Raw genomic sequence first — 23,136 nt, forward strand, 5'->3', positions numbered from 1 at the left:
GGTATGCTGTTCCGCAGTATCTTCAGCGGATTGTTCAGGATTCGTCATGCACCCCAGTGTATCGAAGTGCCAATACACGCGGCAGCATCCAAATCCGTCACAACACCATGCATGCGACTACAATAACCTGTAAGTCGTGTACATCGACGCCGACGTGCACGAAGATACAACATCAGGCGGGGACAACCACGGAGCGCGATGACATGGCATACCAAGAAGTACAGAATCTGTTGAACGAGTACGAATTGCTTCTCCAGCACATCGGTATCGACACAGCCGCACGGCTCGCCCCTCCTATCAGCGACCGGGAAATCGCTGATCTGGAGGAGCAGTACCAGATTCGTCTGACCCAAGATGCGAAAGCTTTCTGGCAATGGCACAACGGAGGCGAACCACGCTCTGCGATGCCGGGCTTTTTCCAATCTTTGAGCGAGACGCTCGCAACTCACAAGGAAGATCGCGAAATCGTGTGCGAAAGCTTCGATCATGAACCCGATCCGCAGGAATGGGACGAATGCTGCGAATGCCAGTCACACAATCCGACCGGCGACCTGACATACAATCATGGCGCGCGCGGCGTCGTAGCCCCATTCGATATTTCGTTGTACACAGCCGAGGGCTTCCGCTACTGTGCGATTTTCGATTGCGGTGATCCCGACGCCATAGACACCATGACCTATGGAGTCAGAATCACCGATTGCAACCAGTCTTGGGTCAGTCCCGAATATCCGAAAACTTTCGCCGACCGCATCCGCAACTGGATGACGGCGATACGGACCGGTGTATGGTATCCATGTCATCTCAACGGCCAGGGGGACACTGTCTTCCTTGTCACATGCGAGTACCAGCCCGGAGGAAGCACAACAGATACCTATGACTACGAATCCGTCGAGTTCATGCCGTCCAATTGGCAGCCGGACATGGCTGAGTTTCGTCCGTTCCCCGGAAACAATCCCATCTCGGACGAACATCCTGCCGTCGATGAATGACACAGAACAATGACGACACACCGATTTGGCATTGTTCTGCAATTGCTGTATGATAGCGGACGTTGCCAAAACGGGCTGTAGCGCAGCTTGGTAGCGCGCTTCGTTCGGGACGAAGAGGCCGCGGGTTCAAATCCCGCCAGCCCGACTTGCAATACCGGATTACTCACTGAGTAATCCGGTTTTCTTTTTCCAACGCGAAACCAATTCACCGGACAGGATCGTCTTGGGAGAACTCGACGGATTGGACAGCTGATGTCTGTTCTCCCGCATGGGATGCGGGAGGTTATGGGCATCCGGCGTCCTCATGGATAATCTCCCAACGAGAACGTTGAAAATCCACGGTTCTTAAATATCACTCCTGAAGCCGGATCCGGGAGGTTACCGCCGAATCCCCTGGTTCCGCGATAAACTCCCGCGAAAACCCGGGGATTTGTCTGTCGATGGTCGGTTTGTGCGATTTCTCCCATGTCAGCGGCGGCAGTCCGCCCGAACACCGACCTGCGCAGCACCGAATCCCCATCCTGATTGATTGCTCCGTGCCCAGGCTTTCCCCCCGATTCCTTGATAACGACGACGCCTCCATCGAGTTCCGGGAATCACCGGACGAGCCAGTACAACACCTCCAGCAAGATGGATGGCCGGTAAACATATAAAGAATCATGTCCGTTGCCGGCCTCCGCCACGATATCCATCAGCCCGCCGGATGCCTTCAGGCGCTACGATAATGGTAACGGATGCAAACGTTGCCAGCGACATCGCAGCAGACCGGCACGGATGTTCCACTGCTTTCGGTTGCAAAGCTGTGCAGCACAAACCGCTTGCGACGAAGGAGCACATACGCCATGGAATACGACGACCGGAACAGCCCACGAATATCCACGCCCACGCCGCCGTACCCCCTTCCACCGCGCAACGGCCGCGCCGCAGCCCGCTACTGGGAGAACATGCCGGATGACAACTACACTAGCCCCAACTACCACAAGCGGTTTGACTGGTTGTGTTTCGGGCGGATCCTGCTGGCCATCGTGCTCGCTCTGGCCGGCGCGTATATTCTGTACCTCGCGTACTACTTCGGCATGCTCATGCTGTTCCGCGGGCGGAGCTTCCAGAAAATCTACTCATCCGACACACCCGAAGTCAATGTCAATGCCATTGATTACCTGTTCTTTTTCATCGGCATCATCAATATCCTTATCGCCGTCCCAGTATGCCGGGCGGTCGGCATGCGCGGACGGCATCCGTCGAAAGTGCTGTATTGGCGCGACCGGCCGGAAATCGAACCCATGGTCGCCGCGTGGGCGTTCGGCAAACGAACCTTCATCGGTTCGGGTATCGCCTCACTGATTGACAAGGGCGGCATCGGCGTTGACCAGCATGGCCATGTGTTTCTGCAGAACACTCCCACGCAGCCGTTGACAAGGGCGGAACACCAACTTCTGGACTTTCTCGTCGTCGCATTTCATGATTTTTACCGCGAGCATCCCGATGCTGCGGGAATGCCTGGCGTTCCTGGAACACACATCAATCCGAGTGTTGCCGAATTGACCGACCATCTTTCCGCCGACGGCTACCGGGCGCTGTCCCGTGTCGAATCAGAGATCAGCAGACAATCCGGAGGCATCATGCGGTCGTTGGGAGCGCCAAGAGCGTTCATGCTGATCGGCTGCGCGTTCATTTCCGGTGCATTCAGCATATTCACCACAGGCGGGATGTTCCTCAATCCGCTTGATTGTGCTTCGCTGACGCAGATCCTCATCCGCTATGAAGGTTTCACTTGGCTGAATATTCTGGTGCCGATCGCGAATCTCATGACACTCGTGTATGTGGCCGTCATTGTGGCTGTCCTTGTCATCAACACGCGAAATTTGCAGGATATCCGAAATACCGGTTCTGATGGAAAACGCCGGCTTGACCTGCTCCGTATCTTCCTGGTGGTGTATTGCATCATCGCCCTGCCGCTGTCCCCCATCCGTCCGGTGGGTATGGTGCTGACTTGATATCTGCTCATCGAGGCGGACATCCCCACCAAGCGCATCGATCTGCCGATGATGCGTTTGTACCATCATGTGCTCGGGCTGGGCAAGTATCTCAAGGATTACAGCGACCTGAGCGAACGCGGCACCACGCGGGACGCGCAACTGTACGGCTGGAACCTCGCGTACGCGGTCGCACTCGGCCTGGCGAAGGGCGAGCTGGCGTCAGTCGATCGCATGCTGTGGAAACGCGCCGACACCACCGCACACACAGCCGGCCGGCACGCGGCGCCGGACAGCAAGGGACGGGGCTTCATCGGCACGACCGTACAGTCGGCCGGAATCCCACTCAACCCCGGTATTGTGGACACGGATGCGCTGAACAGCAGTCTGAACGCCATACCTGATAAGCTGGTGACCATCATGCGCAGCCATGGCATTGAGGTAGAACGGTATGACACCGAGCGAGAAGCGATATCCGCTCTGGTCGCATCGGGAGCGGCAGACCCCAAGCCCGATGACAACACGCTGCAGAAATCAGTGAGAACATACCTGCGATGGCTCAATCAGGAATTGGAGAAGCAGGACCATGACGAACCGCAACAATCCGACCCCAGGACGTGACGCCACTTCCATGCCCGGCGATGCCGACAACCGCGCTTGTACCGAAGACACGCTCATGGATGCGCTGATGGCGGCCAACAATCCGATGGCCTTGTTCGGCAATAGCCAACCCGCTGCTTCGGCAGCCGAAGATACGGATGACACCGGCGATGCCGACGATACCGGCAATCATGCCAGCCGGTTCGATGCGGACGCATTCCTCACCGGACTCGATGCCATCTACACGGCTCATCGGGCCGGCCAAGACGCGGACGCCTACCTGCAGCAGGCCATGACCGATGCCGAAAACGCCGGCGATGACGCCGGACTGCTCACCGTGCTCAACGAAACCATGGGATTCTACCGTTCCCAAGGCCGGCACGAAGAAAACCAGTGGATTGTGCAGCGGGCGCTGGAGCTCGGCTTGCGCATGGGACTGACCGGCAGTGAAGCGTGGACGACGACGCTGATCAACGCCGCCACTGCGATGCGTGCCGCACACCATTACGACCAGGCCGCGGACCTGTACCGTCAAGCCCTCGACAGCGCGGCCGCCACGTACGGCCCGCATGACCGGCGTTTGGCTGCCTTGCACAACAATCTGTCCATGCTGTACAGCGAAACCGGCCACCCGGACAAAGCGCATGACGAACTCACGCAGGCGATGGCCATCCTCAACGATTCGGGAGCCGACCCGCACACTGATCCCGATATCGCATCCACCGATGTCAATCTTGCGCTTGTCGAACTGGATCTGTGGCATGAAGCCCGCAATCGCGAAGCCGCCGGCGGCGACGCAGGACAAGCGCAGACTTCAGCCGGGCTGCTTGACCAAGCCCATGAACATGCCCAGCACGCGCTCAGTGTCTATCGCCACGGCAATTTGACGCATAGCGCGCATTACGCGTCGGCGTTGGCGGGGGCCGCGCAAGTGCAGTTCACGCGAGGAGCGTTCGCGGATGCGGTCATGCTGTACCGCAAAGCACTCGATGTGATCGCCGAATGTTACGGCACCGACACCGACTATTACCGGACCACCAGCGACAATCTGCAAGCGGCCGAAGACGCGATGGCGCAACAGGCGAAGCAGTCCGGCACGTCGAGCGATATCACGGATACCGCAACAACCACTGCGTTCTCTGACGCATCGGCCGTCGGCGATGATTTGAGCCCCGACATCACCGGGCTGGCGCTGGCCAAACGCATGTGGCTTGAATACGGCAAACCTATGATTGCCGAACGATACCCGCACTATCAGGGGCGTATCGCCGCCGGATTGGTCGGGCACGGTTCCGAATGCTATGGGTTCGACGACAACCTGTCACACGACCATGATTTCGGTCCGGGATTCTGTCTGTGGCTCACGGACGAGGATTACGCGCAGATCGGCGAACGTTTGCAAGCCGATTATGATGCGTTGCCGACACGATTCCTCGGGTTCGGGCCGCGCCAATCCACGCCGCGCACGCAGGGCGACGGCAGGCGGGTCGGTGTGTTCCGGATCGGTGATTTCTTCGAATCCCTGACCGGATATCGGCAGGCTCCCGCGGCTGACCGGCCGCACGAGTGGCTCATGTTGGATGAGGCGACACTCGCTGCGGCAACCAACGGCCAGGTGTTCGCCGACCCGTTAGGGGCGTTTTCCAAGACGCGGCAAGGCTTCAAGCTGATGCCTGACGACGTGCGGTTGTCGTTGATTTCACGGCGCCTGGGCATGATCAGCCAAGCGGGACAATACAATCTGCCGCGGATGTTGCGTCGCGGTGACAGCAGTGCGGCATGGATGTCGGTCAGCATGTTCGCAGATGCCGTGTCATCACTGGTGTTTTTGATCAATACGCCGGCGTCCGCCGGGTATGCGCCGTATTACAAGTGGCGTTTTGCCGCGTTGCGTCGTCTGAGCGCCCGTATGGGGACGCGGCTCGCCGGCGTGTGCGGCAAGGTGGAGCAGGTGCTGCGGCTTGCCGGCGTCGCTTGTTACGGCGAAAGCGGGCAGGCGCATGACGCCGCCACGGCTATGGACGCGTTGATCGATGCCATATGTGCGGATATTGTCGCCGAACTCAAGCGTGAAGGCCTGACCGACAGCGACGAACGGTTCCTGGAATGGCAACGGCCGTACGTCGAAGCGCATATCGCCGACGATGCCGCCTGCCTGCATAGTCTGTAGAGCCTCCCGCTGTACACCACGCATATCACGCCGACGCGGCAGGCTTACCGCACCGGCGTGGGATTCGCAGTAGCGCTGGCGGCGAATCAGCCTGCATACGGCAGGACTGGCGTGCCTATCATGGCAGATGTTCCGCGTCGTCAAGGAAAGAAGGTTTCATGCCCCAGGAGTTGCCGATGGTTCCGGTTCGCACCGACGATCCGCTGCTTGAAACAGTGATCCGTCTGGAATGGGATCAGTTCCAGCACACGGATAATGAAGGCGGGCGTGCGGCATGCCAAGGCAATTGGCCGATGTTCCATGAGATGCGATTAAGCCAGTTCCTGACCTGGACCCCGGCGCTATTGGCGAGCTACGAGAACGATCTGCGGCAGGCGGACCGTACCGGGCGCAATCTGGTGACTGAAAAATACGCACGGATGATGGCTTCCACAGCCCCGGATATCTACCGCGAGCGCATCGAACCGTATATTCCCCGCCTGTCTGAGGATAGGATCGCCCGGCAGGAGCGGGTGATCGCCCGACAGGTCGCGTGGGCGCGGGTGTTCGCTGAACGCTGGCCGGCGCTCGGCGGGGCGATGCGCGTTCTCACCACTGCACAGGACACGCCGGAGCAGACTTCGTTCGAAACGTATCTGCGCGGCGAATTGGGCACGTATTCGGACGCCACGTTCGTCGAGTATGAGCGGTTGGTGGACGCGATTGCGGCGCAGGGAGGCAACCTGACCGAGCAGACCGTACGCAACACCGTGCGTCTGGCCGGATATGCGGGGCTTGACGAAGCGCAGGCAGCACAACGCACGCAAGCGTAGAATCACAGCGCGTGCGGATACCGGACCGACAGGCAACGGCGGCGGCATGACACCGGCACACACCACGAGATACAAGCGAGATACAAGGCTGACTATGGGCATTCATACACAGGCGAAACATGACAGTACCGCTACGACGGAGGCTACGGGCGAGCAGAACAGTCAGCGGCGCCGAATCAGGACCGTCGAAAGCGTGGCACTCATCATACTCATCATCCTGGCTGCTCTGGGTTCCCATATCGGCGCAGATTGGCGGGTGCAACCGTATACGAATCATGTGAACGTCAGCTCACCCGATACCGCGATCGCGGCGAAAGGCCTGTCCACTGCGCAAGAGGGCACATACAAGGTCAAAACCACGAAACTGAAGATCGCACTCACTGATACGGTCAGCGTGAACGCGATCCTGCGCGAACCGGTCGGCGCCCCCGGCAAGCGTCCGGCATGCCTGTTCGTGCATGGCGCCGGCACCGGCAAAGCGTCTGAAGTGTATGGCGACATCGCTCCGGCGATGGCGTCCGCCGGCATCGTCACCTTGGTACCGGATAAGCGACTCGACAACTATTCGTGGACGAGCCGCGACTATCAGGTGATGGCCCGGGACTATCTGACCTCATGGCGGATGCTGGCCGGACAGAAGCATGTCAACCCGTCGCAGGTCGGTGTGTACGCGGAATCCGAAGGCACGTGGATTGCAAGCGTGATGGCCAAACAGCAGCCGCGTATCGCGTTCATGATCCTCACTTCCCCACCCGTGGTGCCCGGACGCGACCAAATGGCGATGGCGGCGACCTCGTATGCAACGATCGCGGGCGCACCGCAAAGCGTCGTTGACGAACTGCCGACGCTGATCAGCCTTGATTTTTCGCTGATCGGATTGAAATACGCGGATTTCCCGGCCGCACGATATTACTCGGCGCTCACCATGCCGCTGCTCATCAATTACGGGACGATTGACCCGGCCATGCCGATCGAGCAGGGGGCACGCACGCTGGCTGACGCGGCCAAACGCAACGGGAACACGAACGTGACGGTACGCTACTATCCGACCAACCATCAGATGCGTACCGGCTCGTCCCTGTCACTGCCAGGCCTGCCGTTGGAACGGCATTACACGCATGATCTCGAAAATTGGACGAATGCGGTCGCCTCGGGCGCCAGCACTGCAGACTGGACGACGCCACTGATTGCGGGAAGCCAACCGCATCAACGGTTCACAGCCCCTCGCGGCACGCGGTCCGGTCTCATCGGCTCTGTAGCGCAGGCGTTGGCCTTGATGGCAGCGCAAATCCTGTGCATCCTCGCCGCCGTGGTCGGGGCGATTGTACTGTGGGTTAGCGGACGGCTGCGTGGAAGGCGGATGCAAGCGCCCGTGCATGCATCCGATGGGGCAGCGATCAACGCGCCGACGGATGCGATACCGACCGAAAACCGGTCATCCGCCGACGCACCACGGTTCGGGCGTCGTATCGCCGCGATACTTACCGCCTGTGTCACGCTCCCCTTGCTGACTGCCGGCGGATTGGGCTGGTATTTGGCCACGCTCGGGAAAGCGGCGTTGTCATTGTCCAATCGTGCCGGCGTACTGCGACCAGGCTGGACCATCCTGCAAATCGGTGCTGCAGTCTGTCTGCTACTGCTGTTCGTCCTGGTTACGATGGTGGTGCATCATATCCGCCGGTACCCCAACGAACCGTCCATCGCAACCGGTACCGGTCATATCATCGTCGCCGTGCTCGCCATCGCCGCGTTGGTGCTGTCCATCATCGTGTTCATGTTCTGGGGTCTGAGATAGGCCCTCTCCCAGCTTCTGCCGACGCTCAGCGGCATGTCAGCGTCAGCAGACGCAGAATCACAACCCTCTACCGACGCTGAGTATAGGGTCAGCATCGGCAGGGGCAGAGAGCGGTGCCGGGAATGACGGGAGCGTAGACAGACGGTGGTTGAAATAGCCGACTGTCTACGCTCGCAACAGCACAGCAAGGTAACTCAATGAGTGGCGTCCGCTGACTTGTCGCGGTCGCGGCGGGCGCTGGCGGTAGCGTTGACGATAGCCCAGACGATGGCGATGACGACCAATGCCACACCGACCACACCGATACTCACCGCTGCGACAACCCACGGGTCAACCGCGCCAAACGGCCAGTTCGGCACCATTCCCGCCATGATGATCGCCGCCACACCAAGTACGACCAGCAGTGCGCCAAGCACCACCGTACCGGTGGAGACACCGCTGGGTGCCGGCGTGTGAATCACCGCCGGCGCCGAAGACGCCGCCGCGACCGGACCGGCCTGAGCACCCGTATACATGGGCACGGTGTTGTCGCCAAGCGGATGCGCCTGTCGTGGTTCCTCGCCGGCGGCCTGCCGTTGGCGTGCCAGTTCATCAAGCGGAATATCAGTCCGCGGGACGGCGGGACGGACGGATGGAGTCTGCGCGTCCGACGAAGCCGCATCCGGTGCCGCAGCTGAAGCCGCCTGCGGCATGACCGTCGTATCTCCCGGCGCTTGCGCATCCTGTTGTGAAGCGGCCTGTGGGATGACTTCCGTATCCGCGTTCCGTGGCATCATCATCGTGTCAGCAGTCGCCTCGGCGGGTTCCCGCAGCGTCGCCTGTGGCATCACCGCCGTGTTCGCCGGCCGTTCAGCCGCGTCAACCTGTTGCATGGCTACGGTTTCGACCTTGTCCTGATCCGAATTGTTGACTTCACTCATTTCGTGGCCTCTTTCTTGGTGGTGTCATCGTAGATGCGGACGTATCCCTTACCGTTGCCGCCGTATGCCACGCTGACTTTCGCCTGGATGGTTGACGCTTTGATACGCAGTTCCGGACCGGTCACGATATCGGTGGGTGAATCATCAAAGTCATCGAAATCGTCGGAATCCTCGTCATCGTCATCCATGTCCGCGTCGTCATCAGCGCTATTGCCTTTCGCTTTGCCGGAATCTTTTGTCTTTGCGGGCGGATTGGCGACATGGCCTTCCTGATTCAGCGACGCATCGTAGCCGAAGTACGCGCCGGCATCGGCGCCCACCTGGGCGAACGTCGAATCGTACAGCAGGTATTCCCCGCCGACGCTGTAGCGCTGGAATCCTCCCATCGTCTCAAACGCGTACGTGCAATACTTCGGCAGTTTCATCTGCACTTGCACGTTGCTCGCGACCATCCGATACGTGCCGGTCGGACAGTACGACAGGTACTGATGCTCAATATCAGTCATCTTGTGTGTGCCATACCGTTTGCCGTAGTCGCTCAAATCGATGGTCACCTTGTCGCCAGAATAGCTGTCGCCGACAAAGTAGACGCCATCGGTCAGCTGTTTGAGTGTCGCCTTGTCCGCGCTCAACGTCATCGAGCCATTGACATCAACCCTCTCATAGTGTTCCGCTTGCCGGTTGATATCAGCCAGGCAGTAACCGGTCGCTCCCGCGGTGAACATCATGACCATCGCGATGAACGCGGACAGCCACACCAGCGGATGCAAGCCGCCTGTCCTGCGCCCATGGATACCAAGAATGACCAGCAGCGCGCCGAGTGCAACGCACACGCATCCGATCCAGCCGGTCGCCGAAGCGACCATGCTCACCAGCTGAGGCTCACCATGATTGCGGTTCATATACCAGAACACCATGAGCGCCGCGGACAGCAACACCAGACCGAACGAAGCGAGAACGATCAGCGGTCCAGCAGGTTTGCGTCTCGCATGCACCACACGGGGTTGGGCGGGCGCTACCGAACGGGAGGAAGGCATCTCACCGTACCCGTTGTATTGCGGGTATGGTGACGGCTGCGCCGGTCGGGAAACCGGCTGCGGGCGGACAGGATTGCCCGGCATGGGGGCACCCGGCGTCGGCATGGGGGCCGCCACCGGACGTTGCCGCCGGCCACGATACGACGTCGCGTTGAACATCACCAATACCAACGCGAACGCGAACAGCATCACCATGGCGGTGATATCCCACCGCCAACGCTCACTCATCAGCCAAGACATCGCCACACTGGCGACACAGAGCATGACGATCGGGGCGAACACCCACTGCCAGCCGTCGCCGCCGTGCAGAACATCTTCGGCGATGATATGCCCGTCGGCGCTGTCCGGCATCAGCAGCCATGCGAACACGTACGCGTATATGCCGAATCCTCCGCAGAACGCGAGCACAATCGCGATGGCACGGACCAGCGCAGGACTCCAACCCAGCCGGTGGGCGATACCGGCGCACACGCCGCCGATATACCGGTCATCGGTACGAACCAGATCACTGCGCCTGATCCAACCGAAAAACACATCACGCCCGTCACGCTGATGCCGGTTGCGCGGCTCGGCCGGCCCGGACGAATACCATCCCGGCTGACCATTGGCCGTATTGTCATACTGATGTTGGCGATAGTCTTGCCCCGCACCGTTGGCACGCCCATCGGTGGGCTGCTGCGCCGACCGATTCGCGGCATCACCGCCGGACGGCTGGCCGGGCGTCGGCTTGTCTGATTGATCAACTGTATTGCTCATGCTTCCATTACAGCAATCCTCCACCGCTGAACGTATCGGGGAAACACCCGATTTATCCCTGAAAACAGGCTATGAACCCCCATCACCCATCTTCAGGGGCGCACAATGGAAGCATGACATCTGCATCGAACGGGCCGCAACTGCCGCCCACAGCCCGGCCGACAGGCACCCGGCCGTATGGTGTCGCTGCGCCGCTCACCCCCGCGAAACTGCCATTGTTCAGACCGACATACGGCAGGATGCTCTGCGGGGTCTGCCGTGGCATCAGCCTGCATCTGGGCGTATCCGTATGGCTGGTGCGGCTCGTGTTCATCATCACCTCGTTCATTTTCGGCGCCGGCATCATCGCCTACATCTTCCTATGGCTGACCATACCGGTCGGCGATCCCGTGCTCGAAGCGCAACGACTGCGCCCCGTCAATCAAATCCCCCTGGCGAAAGGCAACGCCCCCTATCCCGCGCAGACGACGACGCCCCCGGCTTCCTACAGGCAACCCGCCGCCCCGCACGCCGGCGACACAACCGGGCAAACCGGCGCCATCCAGCCGGCAGCGTCCAGACAAGGCACCGATGCCGGCACGGCAACACCGCACAACGCAGCGGCATCGCCAAGCCTTCACACACCAAGCGCAACCAACGCCGACAACCCCGATATGGAACCATCCAGCGAAAGCCTGATGGACGTCATCCGGCGCGCACCCAAACCCGCCATCATCGCTTTGGCGGGCATCATCATGCTCATCATCAGCATCATCATGCTGCGTACGGGAGAAACCACCATGATCCTGCCAGCCATGATGACTGTCAGCGGCGTGCTCATCGCATGGCTACGATTCAACGAGCAGAGCAGCCAATGGCCGACCACCATCCTGGGTCTTGCCATCCTCGTCGCCGCATACTGCGTGGCGATCCTCCTGCAACCCGACGCCCCGCATCCACGCAGCACCATCATGCTCGCCGGCATCATCATGCTCATCGCCGCCGCACTCGCCGTCATCCCATGGATCATGTCACTGACACGCTCCCTCAGCACCGAACGCGCACTCAAAGAACGCGAAGAGGAACGCGCGGACATGACCGCGCACCTGCATGACGGCGTATTGCAAACGCTTGCACTCATCCAATTGCACAACACCGAGCCACAAACCGTGTTCACGCTCGCCCGACAGCAGGAACGCGAACTGCGCAACTGGTTGTATCAGGAACGCACGCCGCCCGACAAATCCGTAAGCACCGGCATCACAGACATCGCCGCCGAAGTCGAAGACGAGTCAGGCAAAGCGATCGAGGTGGTGACCGTCGGCGACGCGCAGCCATGCACCCAGACCGATGCGCTGCTGAACGCCACCCGTCAGGCGTTGGTCAACGCGGTCACGCACGGTGGAGAGCCGATTTCCGTGTACTGTGAAGCCGGAACGCACACGGTTGACGTCTATGTGCGCGACCACGGCAACGGTTTCGATGTGAACGCCATACCCGAAGGACGACTCGGCATCCGCGAATCCATCATCGGGCGTATCAAACGGCGCGGCGGAACGGTGCAAATTGTGTCCCGGCCGCATTGGGGCACCGAAGTACGCATGCACATGCCCATCGGCGGCACGGCGAATTCCGCCGGCACGCGCACGCATATCATGGACAACGCGGGAAACAGCCAACACGAACCATCAGGAACAGGAACCGAGGAGCAATGAGCACCAGCGGCAACACCACCACGACGGACACACACGACATTCGCATCGCCGTCGTCGACGACCATGAAATGTTCCGGGCAGGTGTCATCGCCACCCTGCAACCGACCTTCGATATCGTCGGCCAGGCCGGCGATGTAGACGGGGCGGTCACCATGATCGAAGCCACCAAACCGGATGTCGTCCTGCTGGACGTACACGTCCCCGGCGGCGCCGGAGGTGGCGGCACGGAAATCCTCACCCGCTCGCACCCGCTCTCCCCCGCCTCGGTATTCCTGGCATTAAGCGTCTCCGACTCCCCACAAGACGTCGGCTCAGTGATCCGGGCCGGCGCTCGCGGATACGTGACCAAAACCATTACCGGAGACGACCTGATCAGCTCCATCAAACAAGTACATGAAGGGTACGCCGTATTCTCCCCCAAGCTCGCCGGATTCGTACTGTCCGCCTTCCAAAACGGCGGTATCGCACCGGAAGGCGAAATCCACGACGACGAGCTCGACAGGCTGTCCGCCCGCGAGCAGGAAGTCATGCGGCTGATCGCCCGCGGATACACGTACAAGGAAGTCGCCGCCGAACTGTTCATCTCGGTGAAAACCGTGGAAACCCACGTCAGCGCGGTGCTACGCAAACTCCAACTGTCCAACCGGACCGAGCTGACGCGTTGGGCGGCCGACCGACGGATCGTGTAGGCGGCGTACCGTCACGACAAGCCAAGCACCGCACGCGCTTGGGCGGCGGAACGGAACGTCACACCGCGCAGGCCGGTGATTCTCGCCCCACGCGTATTGCGTGGATTGTCATCAAAGAACACCGTGGATTGCGGTGCGACAGCGAACCGGTCAATCGCGCGAAGATAGAGGGCGGGATCAGGCTTGAGCAGACGCTCCTGCGACGAGACGATGGTGTCTTGCAATCGGCTGAATACCGGGAACCTGGCATGGGCGATATCAACCGCTTCAGTTGTGAAATTCGTCAACCCCCATACCCGTACGCCGGCTTCTTGCAAGTCACCGACCAGTTGATCCATACCGTCAAGCACGCCGAAAATTGCACGCTCCTCATGCTCAAGCCACATGCGCATCACCCACGTGACCGCCGGGCCATGATGCCGCCCGTACGCGGCAAGCACCTCACGTGCCGGCACGCCGGAATCCAGCAGACGGTCAATGAAATCAAAACCCCACTCGTCGGCTGGGTCAAAGAACATGTCAATCACGCCCTGCGGATACAGCCCCTCGAGCGCACGCCACGGGCGCCAATCAAGCAGGACATCGCAGTAATCGAAAATCACGTCGGTAATCGGGCCGCCTTGAGCGGCGATAACGGTCTCGCCGGGTGTGTATTCGGTTTCGTTTGTGATGCCCGCGATTGTAGCGGCGTCTTGGATGTGCTCGTTCATGCTTCATATTGTCGCGCATGCTGATGTCGAACCGGGGTCGTGTGTCAGGATGTTTCGTCCCGTCTTCGCGGATTTGCCGGGCGGGAAGCGGGGAGCGCACCGGTCGCCGCTCCATGGACGCGATGTGCGTGGGTGAGCTGCACGGTATGGAAAGGAAACCGGGGCCGCACGCCGGAAACGGCACCGAGCTGCAATGCGCAATTCGCGGAATGCCGTCATTGCCTTGGCGAGAGCGATCCGTAAGGTTGCATACAATCCTCAGTTGCCCTTCCACACCATGAGTATCGGCATCGGAAATCACGACCGTGGAGTCGCGCAGCGGGCCCATCGATGGTGAGCGCAGTGACGGCAGTCGGCGGCGACCATGCCCGCCGCGTCCCCTTACATGTCCCCTAATATACGCCGTTCAACGTACCTACATGCCATTAAACGCATTTAGCACCGATGATGGGAAACACTGTGAAACCGTTGGAATACCGCCGTTTTCGGCTTGATAACAAGAAACCCCGTGGAGTGGACTCCACGGGGTATTGCGGACAGGGCGAGATTCGAACTCGCGGTGGCTTGCACCACAACGGTTTTCAAGACCGTCTCCATAGACCGCTCGGACACCTGTCCATGCGTTTGCACGCACAATCGATAAGTCTACCACGAGGTGTGCCCCCGCATCGGCTCATCGCTGCCAGCGTGCAAACGTAAGGTGATGGAAAGGCTCAGGCCTCCCACTTGCGCGGCTCGATGACTTCCTTGCCGCCCATGTACGGGCGCATGGCCTTCGGAATCTCGATGGAGCCGTCAGCCTGCTGATGGTTCTCGAGGATCGCAACCAGCCAGCGGGTCGTGGCGAGCGTGCCGTTGAGCGTGGACACCGCGCGGGTGGAACCGTCCTCGGTGCGCTCACGGATGTTGAGACGACGAGCCTGGTATTCGGTGCAGTTCGAAGTGGACGTGAGCTCGCGGTAGCGGTTCTGCGTCGGCACCCAGGCCTCGCAATCGAACTTGCGGGCGGCGGAAGCGCCCAAATCGCCGGCGGCGGTGTCGATGATGCGGTACGGCACTTCGACCTTGCCCAGCATCTCCTGCTCCATCTGCAACAGGTGCTGATGCTCGGCGCGGGAGTTCTCCTGCTTGCAGTAGACGAACATCTCGACCTTGTCGAACTGGTGGACGCGGATGATACCCATCGTGTCCTTGCCGGCGGCGCCAGCCTCACGGCGGTAGCAGCTGGACCAACCGCAGTAGCGCAGCGGGCCGTTGTCAAGGTTGAGAATCTCGTTCTCATGCATGCCGGCGAGCGCAACCTCGGACGTGCCGACCAGATACTGGTCATCAGGCTCGCGCAGACGGTAGATCTCGTCCGCATGGGAGTTGAGGAATCCGGTTCCGGCCATGACTTCGGGGCGCACCAGCGTCGGGGTGATGGCGAGCGTGAAGCCGTGTTCCTCAGCCTGGTCGACAGCCATGGTGAGCATGGCGATCTGCAGGCGGGCGACTGCGCCACGCAGGAAGTAGAAGCGGGAGCCGGAGACCTTGACGCCACGCTTCATGTCGATGCCGGCAACGCCTTCACCGAGCTCAAGATGGTTCTTCGGTTCGAAACCTTCCGCGGCGAAATCACGGATGGTGCCGACCTTCTTGACGACCACGTAGTCGTCTTCGCCGCCTTCCGGGGCTTCCGGCTCGACGATGTTGCTGAGCTTCCACATCGCGGTCGTATAGTCGGCAGCCGCCTTGTCAGCGGTGTCCTTGTATTCGGCGACCTTGTTGGACAGCTCCTTGGTCTGGGCGATGATCTTCGCCTTGTCTTCAGGGGCGGCGGTGGCGATCTTCTTGCCCATGTCCTTCTGTTCGGCACGTGCGGCTTCGAACGCTTTGAGCGATTCGCGACGGGTTTCGTCAGAGCGGAGCACCTCGTCCACGAGTTCCACGGATTCCCCGCGCTTGCGCTGGGATTCCTTCACAATGTCCGAGTGTTCACGGATGAATTGAATATCAAGCATAGTTCAAGACTAATGCGGCAAGCCGACACCTGATGCCCGACAATCCGGACACGCACAAAGCGTGGTTGTGCTGTCGATTCGTGGAGGGACGGTCAAATTCCCGCGACTTGCCCATAGACGTTTCGTCGAAAACAGTAAGAATAGGGAGTATGCAGTCGTCCAAGGTGCCTACGGCGATCATTGTTATCGCTATCATCGTTGTTGTTGCGGCCGTGATTGCCGCTATCGTCCTTCTCGCGCGCCGCCTGCGTCACAATCAAATCGCCAGGGCCGTCGGACAACGTGAAGATGATCAAGTGCATTACGCGTTCATCGTCAACCCGTCCAAACCGCAAGCTGACGAGCGCAAACGGCAGATCGCATCATTCTGCGAAACCAGAGGCATCAACCAGGTCGAATTCATCGACACCCAGCTTGACAAGGATGGCCGAATGTGCGCGCTGGAAGCCTTGGACCACGGCGCCGATGTCGTCATCGCCGTCGGCGGCGACGGTACGGTACGCACCGTCGCAAGCGCCATGTCAGGCAGCGGGCACGCGATGGGTATCCTCCCCATCGGCACCGGCAACCTGTTCGCCCGCAATCTCAACATTCCTGTAGACGACTTCGAGGCGGCGCTCGCCATCGCCACATCCCACGGCTCGCGGAAAGTCGACGTCGGGCGTCTGTCCCTGCTTGACAGACCTGAAGAGGACCATCCGCACGCGTTCATGATCATCGGCGGCGTCGGATTCGACGCGCAGATGATCGAGGAAACCGATCCGGAACTCAAGAAAAACATCAGCTGGCTCGCCTACTTCGTCAGCGGGGCGAAAAACCTGTTCGCCCCGAAATACAAGGCCACCATCACCGTCACCGACGCACACGGCAACACCCACCAGGTGGACAATCTCGTCTTCCGCACGTTCCTGGCCGGCAATTGCGGCGAAATTCCCATGTTCTCGCTCATGCCCAGCGCATCATACGACGATGGCCTGCTCGACTTCGAAATCATCGACACGTCCGGCGGGCTGCTCGGATGGGCGAACCTGTTCAACGATGTCGTGCACCAGACCATCACCAAGAAAGCGCAGCAAAGCCCGCTGTCCACCAATTCGACCATCGAACAGATGCAAGGTGTCAGCGCGGAAATCAAACTGGAGAAGCCGGCGCTCGCGGAAGTGGATGGCGACACGCTCGGTGAAACCCGGCATATTCTCATTACGGTTGACCATCAGTCGCTGACCGTGCGAGCGCCGGAAGGCAATCCGGCCAAACCGGAACCGGATGCCGCCGTTCCAGTTGCGGCATCGACCCCGTCCGTGGCATCGGCACGAGCCTAAGCGATGTTCCGGCAGACCGGTTACGCCCACCGTCCGCACGTGACCGGTCTGCCGGAACAGCAATGAGCAACACGGTCGACAGCGGCGTCGCTGCCGGTCAGTATTGCGACGCGTCGGCTGACGGCCGGCCGTTGACATCAGCAACAACACGGGCGACATGCAACGCGAGATACGCGATTTCCGCAGGCGTCAAGCTCGAGCCCAAACGCAGTTCCACGACTTCGACAATCTTCTTCGCGCACCGCACCTCATCCGGGTAGGATTGGCGGATCGCCTCGACAATCGGCTCCGGCTCACTGTCCAGTTGACGGCCTTGATAAATACGCACAAACAGATACCGCAAATGCGTGATGAACCGGCCGACGCTGACATTATGCCAGCCGAGCGAAATATTATAGGTCTTCTCGATGATGGCGAGCATCTGCTGAATAACGCCCGTCATGGTGTACGTATACGACAAATCCCCATTCGAAAAACCCGCATTGACCAAATGCAACGCGAACGCCACCGCCTCGCTGCGGGGCAATGCATCATGCAGGCTGTCGTTGAGCGCCGAAACCAGCGCCTCCCCCTGGACATACTCCCTGGCGTACAAGGAACGGACTTCCGCATCAAGCGGGTACTCTACGGACACGCCGCGCTTGGCGCGACGCAAAGCACCGACCACATGGTCGGCAAGCGCCATGACGAGCGTAGGCGTTTCCTCGGCTTGCTGCCCGAGCCCCACACGCGTCATGGCGTCAGTGACCAGCCGAATCGTCTCCGGAGGAATATCCGCAAGCAATTCGGCCACATGATCCGGATCGCGGCCATCGGAAGGAACGAATTTCCGCACGACCTTGGTGTCATCGACCCGCTGGCCGGGCTTGGCTTTGAATCCAAGACCCCGGCCGGTGAGAATGACCTCCTGGTCGCCGTCGCGCGCAAGCACGACATTGTTGTTGAAAACGCGGAGTATATCCACGACGTTCCTTCCGATCAGCCCACGACGTCAGTGGGAGATCTCCAGGACGGTGTCCCCCGCCTTGACGTCGATACCCGTCTTCGGGGTCACGCCGCCAAGCGCCGCGGTATTCAGTACCGTCATCAGGGTGACGGTGTTGAAGCCTGCAGCCTTGACTTTATCAAAGTCCACGGTCACCAGCTTGTCGCCGGCATTGACTCGTTGGCCTGTGGTGACGGCGGTGGTGAACCCTTCGCCGTTCATCTTGACCGTGTCGATACCGACATGGACAAGGATCTCCACATCGTCATCGGTTTTGATACCGAACGCGTGACCGGTTTCCGCGACGGTGGACAGCACGCCGGAAACCGGGGCGACAACCACGGAATCGGCCGGCTGGATACCGACGCCTTCGCCAAGCGCACGGGAAGCGAACACCGGGTCGCCGGCCTCGTCAAGCGAAATGACATGACCGGAAACCGGAGCGGCAACCGTGTCCGTCTTGGTCGCAGTAGCGGTCGCAGTCGCGGTGGCGGCACCGTCAGCGGCGGCAGGAGCCGACGGAGCTTCGACCGCATCCATCGCCTGTTCGGCTTCGAGCGCATGGTCGGCGGCCTTCTGCTCCGGGGTACGGTAGTCGAGCGTGATGATCAGGAACATGGACAGGAAGAACGCCACGGCGATGGCAATCGCATAGACCCACATCTGGCTGAATACCGGGATGGTCAGCAGCGAGGTGAAGGCGAAGGCTGTGGTGGTCACGCCGTGCACGACCTGGCCGTTGGCCAAGGTGGACGGGAAGATCCAGCCGAGGATCGCGATGACCACGCCACCGGCGAAGCAGCCGATCAGCATACGCTTGTACACCAGCTTGTAGCGCAGGTGGATGCCGTACAGGCTCGGCTCGGACACACCGCCAAGCAGGCCGGCCATGAGGGCGCCGAACGCGGTCTGACGCATATCGACATTCTTCTCGCGCATCGCGATGACCAGCACACCGGCGGTCGCGCCGAAGCAGGCGAAGTTCCACACGCCCATCGGGCCTTGGATGAAGTCGTAGCCCAACGTGTTGATGTTGACCAGCATGAGGGCGTTGAGTGGCCAGTGCAGACCGAGCGGCACCAGGAACGGATAGAGCATAGGAATGAGGATCGCGAAGATGAACGGCGCGTTGTTGTTGAGCCAAGCCAGGCCGATACCGAGGCCGTTGCCGACCCACACACCCAGCGGACCGAGCAGGAACGCGGTGATCGGGATCATGATGACCATGGACAGGAACGGCACAAACACCATCTGCACGCTGTCCGGAATAATCCGTTCAAGCGCCTTGTACACGAGCGCCAGCACAGCGACCATGAACAGCGGCACGAACACGGAACCGGAATAATCGTTGAGCTGCAACGGCAGACCGAACACCTTGGTGGTGCACGACTGGGTGCCCAGCGTGGAGTTGGTCACGCAGCTCAACGCGCCCTTAGCTGCTGCAAGACCCTTCTTGTCACCGAAGATGCCGGACCATTTTGCCGGATCGGACAATGCCATGAACTGCGGGGTCATGAGGGCCGCCATGATGGTGGCGCCGACCCAGCCGTCGACCTTGAGCTTCTTCGCGCCGTTGTAGGCGATCATGATCGGCAGGAAGTAGAACACGCCCTCGTACGCGGCCTTGCACAGCAGCAGGGTCGGGCTTTCCGTGTCATTGGTGATGACATGGCAGGCGATAAGCACGTTGAGGATCGCGATAATCAGCGACGCGCCGAGCAGCACGTTGATGATCGGGCGGAACGTGTCAGACAGGAACTCGAAGAAATTGTCCACCCACGCATGCTTGCCTTTGACCTTGGAACGCTCCTGAGCCTTGACTTCAGCGTTGGACAGTTTCTTGGAGCCGTCATTGTTGACTTCGCCGCCGTCAACCGTGCCGACATTCGCCATTTGCGGCAGCTGCATGATCTTGTCGTACATCGAGGCGACGCCGCCACCGATAACGACCTGATACCGGTTACCGCTCTGCGGAACGGCGCCAAGCACGCCTTTCATATGGTCGAGGCGATCCTTGTCCACCTTGCCCGCGTCGACAAGCTCGAACCGCAGACGGGTGGCGCAATGCGTCAGGCTCTTGATATTGCCAGGACCACCGATAGCGTCGATGATCTGCGAGGCAGTTGATTCAGCCATCGTCTTTCCTTCCTTGAACTGTTCTTCCACTTCGAATTCACAAGGCGACAACAACAAAAAGACCCGAGACATGGCGGCAGCTATGACAGTTCCACCGTGTCTCAGGTCTTGCGTCTTATTTGACTTGCAACCCTGCAATAAACGAATCGACTTCACTATACCGCCACACGTCGCATCATGCAAGTATGCCGTGGTGTCCGCCTCATAATCCGGCTGGGAGCGTGAAATACCAAGGAAATCCGTCTGCCTGCACGCGCGTGGCTCCGGCGTGACGCCATACGGTGAAGCGCCTCGGCAGGTCGGACGACCCTGTACGAGGGGCTGGCGGGGCCTCATGCCTCCCCGTAGCCGCAGTCATGGTCACGGCCACCGCACTCTGTGCAAACGATAGCATTATTTACGATTCGCATGATTCCGCCGATGCAAACGTTTCATTTCCCTCGCGTCCGCAACACTTCAGCGATCGTTGCCATATGTCGGGACACCCTCAGGCGAACATCCAAACGACGTGGCACAATTGAACGTATGGTAGCAAAAAACGCGGGTCTTCCCGCCACCCCAGCTGATCTGATCGACGTCGACGAAGTCATCGGCAAGTACTATGACATCGTCCCCGACGTCAACGTCCCCGAGCAGCGTGTGAGCTTCGGCACGTCCGGCCACCGCGGCTCCTCCCTGAAGACCTCGTTCAACGAGGCCCACATCGTCGCCATCACGCAGGCCATCGCCGAGCACCGCAAGGCCGCAGGCATCACCGGCCCGCTGTATCTCGGTCGCGACACCCACGCCCTGTCCCTGCCCGCATGGAAGACCGCCATCGAGGTGCTGGTCGCCAACGGCGTGCGCGTGCGCATCGATTCGCGCGACGACTTCACCCCGACGCCGGTCGTATCCCAGGCAATCCTGACGCACAACCGCGCAGCCGACGGCACGCAGCGCTTCTCCGGTGACGACCTCGCCGACGGCATTGTCGTCACCCCGTCGCACAACCCGCCCACCGACGGCGGCTTCAAGTACGATCCGCCGACCGGCGGCCCGGCCCCCGCCGAAACGACCAACGCGATCGCCAAGCGCGCCAACGAACTGCTGCCCGACTTCAAGAACGTCAAGCGCGTCCCGTTCGAACAGGCCGTCAAGTCCGATCTCGTCGAACGCTTCGACTTCCGCAAGCACTACGTTGAGGATCTGGGCAACGTCATCGACTTCGATGTCATCAAGTCCTCCGGCGTGCGCCTCGGCATCGATCCGCTCGGCGGCGCATCCGTCAACTACTGGCCGCTGGTCAACGAAGTGTACGGCACCTCCATCGAAGTCGTGCGCCCGCAGGTCGACCCGACCTGGCGTTTCATGACCATCGACCACGACGGCAAGATCCGTATGGATCCGTCCTCCCCGTACGCGATGAAGGGTCTTGTCGACTCCCTCAACAACGGTGCTTGGGACAAGTACGATCTCGTCGGCGGCACCGACCCGGACGCCGACCGTCACGGCATCGTCTGCCCGAACTGGGGCGTCATGAACCCGAACCACTACATCGCCGTCGTCGTCGAATACCTGTTCGGCAAGGACAAGAATGGTCAGCCGAACCGCCCGGATTGGCCAGAAGGCACCGGCATCGGCAAGACCCTCGTGTCCTCCTCGCTCATCGACCGCGTGGCAGCCTCCATCGGCGCCAAGCTCGTCGAAGTGCCGGTCGGCTTCAAGTGGTTCGTTGACCCGCTGTTCACCGGCGAAGTCGCATTCGGCGGCGAAGAGAGCTCCGGCATGAGCTTCCTGCGCAAGGACGGCCGTGTGTGGACCACCGATAAGGACGGCCTGATTCCCGACCTGCTCGCCGCGGAAATCACCGGCAAGATGGGCAAGAACCCGGCCGAACTGCACAAGGACCAGGTCGCACGCTTCGGCGAGAGCTGGTACAAGCGCATCGACACGCCGACCACCCTTGAGCAGAAGCAGAAGTTCGCCAAGCTCACCGGCGACGACGTGACCGCCACCACCCTGGGCGGCGAGGAGATCACCGCGAAGCTCACCAAGGCTCCGGGCAACGACGCGCCGATCGGCGGTCTCAAGGTGACGACCAAGAACAACTGGTTCGCCGCCCGCCCGTCCGGCACCGAAAACATCTACAAGGTGTACGCCGAATCCTTCGACTCCCCCGAAACCCTCGACAAGGTGCTCGAAGAAGCGACCGAAGTCGTCGACAAGGCACTCGCTGAGTGATTGTCATGATGGCAATGCCACGCTCATCGTGGCAGCCTGAACAGCCTGACAAGCCGAAAGGATGACAGGTTGAAAAACTGAAAGACCCCGTTGCGGAATGTGCTCCGCGGCGGGGTCTTTCGTTGTGTGTGGAGGACATCTCTTTGCGGAGGCAAGTGCTGTCGGTTAGGTGTGTTTGCGAGTGCCGCCGGTCTGAGACGGTACGTTTGCAAGTCCGCGGTGCGAACGCGGTTGCAATGTTGCCAGCGTGTGGCAGAATGGTGGCGGCAGGAGCACGGATTTTGAGGTGAGGATCCGCCAACACGGAACGCCATTGGGTAGTCGG

Annotated in this window: 16 protein-coding genes and 2 tRNA genes; 11 read left to right on the top strand and 7 right to left on the bottom strand. The window is 60.5% G+C overall.

Annotation, left to right across the window (positions count from 1 at the left end):
* Positions 1–203 precede the first annotated feature (203 nt).
* From BBOU_RS07085 to BBOU_RS07115, 7 genes are all read left to right on the top strand, one after another.
* Positions 204–989: an SMI1/KNR4 family protein gene (locus tag BBOU_RS07085; protein ID WP_026502346.1), complete on the top strand. Its 786-nt coding sequence runs from the start codon at positions 204–206 to the stop codon at positions 987–989.
* A gap of 71 nt (positions 990–1,060) precedes the next feature.
* Positions 1,061–1,134, top strand: a tRNA-Pro gene (locus BBOU_RS07090).
* Positions 1,135–1,831: 697 nt separating this feature from the next.
* Positions 1,832–2,986 carry a DUF2207 domain-containing protein gene (locus BBOU_RS07095; protein ID WP_026502347.1) on the top strand — a complete coding sequence of 385 codons (1,155 nt, stop codon included), beginning with the start codon at positions 1,832–1,834 and terminating at the stop codon, positions 2,984–2,986.
* Positions 2,987–3,034: 48 nt separating this feature from the next.
* The gene (locus BBOU_RS07100) at positions 3,035–3,586 is read left to right on the top strand and encodes a hypothetical protein (RefSeq protein ID WP_026502348.1); all 552 of its coding nucleotides are present in this window, start codon (positions 3,035–3,037) and stop codon (positions 3,584–3,586) included.
* 85 nt (positions 3,587–3,671) lie between these two features.
* Complete coding sequence (locus BBOU_RS07105) at positions 3,672–5,735, top strand: DUF4037 domain-containing protein (RefSeq protein ID WP_026502349.1); 2,064 nt, start codon at positions 3,672–3,674, stop codon at positions 5,733–5,735.
* 176 nt (positions 5,736–5,911) lie between these two features.
* Positions 5,912–6,547, top strand: coding sequence for a DUF4125 family protein (locus tag BBOU_RS07110; RefSeq protein ID WP_026502350.1), 636 nt, complete (start codon positions 5,912–5,914; stop codon positions 6,545–6,547).
* Positions 6,548–6,641: 94 nt separating this feature from the next.
* The gene (locus BBOU_RS07115) at positions 6,642–8,342 is read left to right on the top strand and encodes an alpha/beta hydrolase family protein (protein ID WP_051616595.1); all 1,701 of its coding nucleotides are present in this window, start codon (positions 6,642–6,644) and stop codon (positions 8,340–8,342) included.
* A 194-nt stretch (positions 8,343–8,536) separates the two neighbouring features.
* On the opposite strand, the gene BBOU_RS07120 is transcribed toward BBOU_RS07115, so the two are convergent.
* The gene (locus BBOU_RS07120; RefSeq protein ID WP_026502352.1) at positions 8,537–9,262 is read right to left on the bottom strand and encodes a hypothetical protein; all 726 of its coding nucleotides are present in this window, start codon (positions 9,260–9,262) and stop codon (positions 8,537–8,539) included.
* Positions 9,259–11,055: a PspC domain-containing protein gene (locus BBOU_RS07125; RefSeq protein ID WP_026502353.1), complete on the bottom strand. Its 1,797-nt coding sequence runs from the start codon at positions 11,053–11,055 to the stop codon at positions 9,259–9,261. Before BBOU_RS07125 ends, BBOU_RS07120 begins: the two co-directional genes overlap by 4 nt.
* A gap of 113 nt (positions 11,056–11,168) precedes the next feature.
* Between BBOU_RS07125 and BBOU_RS07130 the strand changes: the two genes are divergently transcribed.
* Together BBOU_RS07130 and BBOU_RS07135 are read left to right on the top strand one after the other, a co-directional pair.
* Positions 11,169–12,749, top strand: coding sequence for an ATP-binding protein (locus tag BBOU_RS07130; RefSeq protein WP_152595591.1), 1,581 nt, complete (start codon positions 11,169–11,171; stop codon positions 12,747–12,749).
* Complete coding sequence (locus BBOU_RS07135) at positions 12,746–13,438, top strand: LuxR C-terminal-related transcriptional regulator (protein WP_044279623.1); 693 nt, start codon at positions 12,746–12,748, stop codon at positions 13,436–13,438. Before BBOU_RS07130 ends, BBOU_RS07135 begins: the two co-directional genes overlap by 4 nt.
* 11 nt (positions 13,439–13,449) lie before the next feature.
* Here BBOU_RS07135 and BBOU_RS07140 read toward each other — a convergent pair whose 3' ends face one another.
* The 3 genes from BBOU_RS07140 to serS all read right to left on the bottom strand — a co-directional run bounded on the left by BBOU_RS07140 (position 13,450) and on the right by serS (position 16,148).
* Positions 13,450–14,148 carry an HAD family hydrolase gene (locus tag BBOU_RS07140; RefSeq protein WP_051616596.1) on the bottom strand — a complete coding sequence of 233 codons (699 nt, stop codon included), beginning with the start codon at positions 14,146–14,148 and terminating at the stop codon, positions 13,450–13,452.
* Between the two features lie 533 nt (positions 14,149–14,681).
* A tRNA-Ser gene (locus BBOU_RS07145) sits at positions 14,682–14,766 on the bottom strand.
* Positions 14,767–14,861: 95 nt separating this feature from the next.
* On the bottom strand, positions 14,862–16,148 hold the full coding sequence (gene serS, locus BBOU_RS07150) for a serine--tRNA ligase (RefSeq protein WP_026502356.1): 1,287 nt from the start codon (positions 16,146–16,148) through the stop codon (positions 14,862–14,864).
* 149 nt (positions 16,149–16,297) lie between these two features.
* On the opposite strand from serS, the gene BBOU_RS07155 reads away from it, so the two are divergent.
* Positions 16,298–17,470: a diacylglycerol/lipid kinase family protein gene (locus BBOU_RS07155; protein WP_081815440.1), complete on the top strand. Its 1,173-nt coding sequence runs from the start codon at positions 16,298–16,300 to the stop codon at positions 17,468–17,470.
* Positions 17,471–17,567: 97 nt separating this feature from the next.
* Here the strand turns inward: BBOU_RS07155 and BBOU_RS07160 are convergent, their stop codons facing one another.
* Both BBOU_RS07160 and BBOU_RS07165 read right to left on the bottom strand, forming a co-directional pair.
* On the bottom strand, positions 17,568–18,434 hold the full coding sequence (locus BBOU_RS07160; protein WP_026502357.1) for a PRD domain-containing protein: 867 nt from the start codon (positions 18,432–18,434) through the stop codon (positions 17,568–17,570).
* 27 nt (positions 18,435–18,461) lie between these two features.
* On the bottom strand, positions 18,462–20,591 hold the full coding sequence (locus BBOU_RS07165; protein ID WP_026502358.1) for a glucose PTS transporter subunit IIA: 2,130 nt from the start codon (positions 20,589–20,591) through the stop codon (positions 18,462–18,464).
* A 570-nt stretch (positions 20,592–21,161) separates the two neighbouring features.
* Between BBOU_RS07165 and pgm the strand changes: the two genes are divergently transcribed.
* Positions 21,162–22,811, top strand: a complete 1,650-nt coding sequence (gene pgm / locus BBOU_RS07170) for a phosphoglucomutase (alpha-D-glucose-1,6-bisphosphate-dependent) (RefSeq protein ID WP_428829163.1) — start codon at positions 21,162–21,164, stop codon at positions 22,809–22,811.
* Positions 22,812–23,136: the final 325 nt, after the last annotated feature.

It is taken from the genome of Bifidobacterium boum, from assembly GCF_000741535.1.
Lineage (GTDB): Bacteria > Actinomycetota > Actinomycetes > Actinomycetales > Bifidobacteriaceae > Bifidobacterium > Bifidobacterium boum.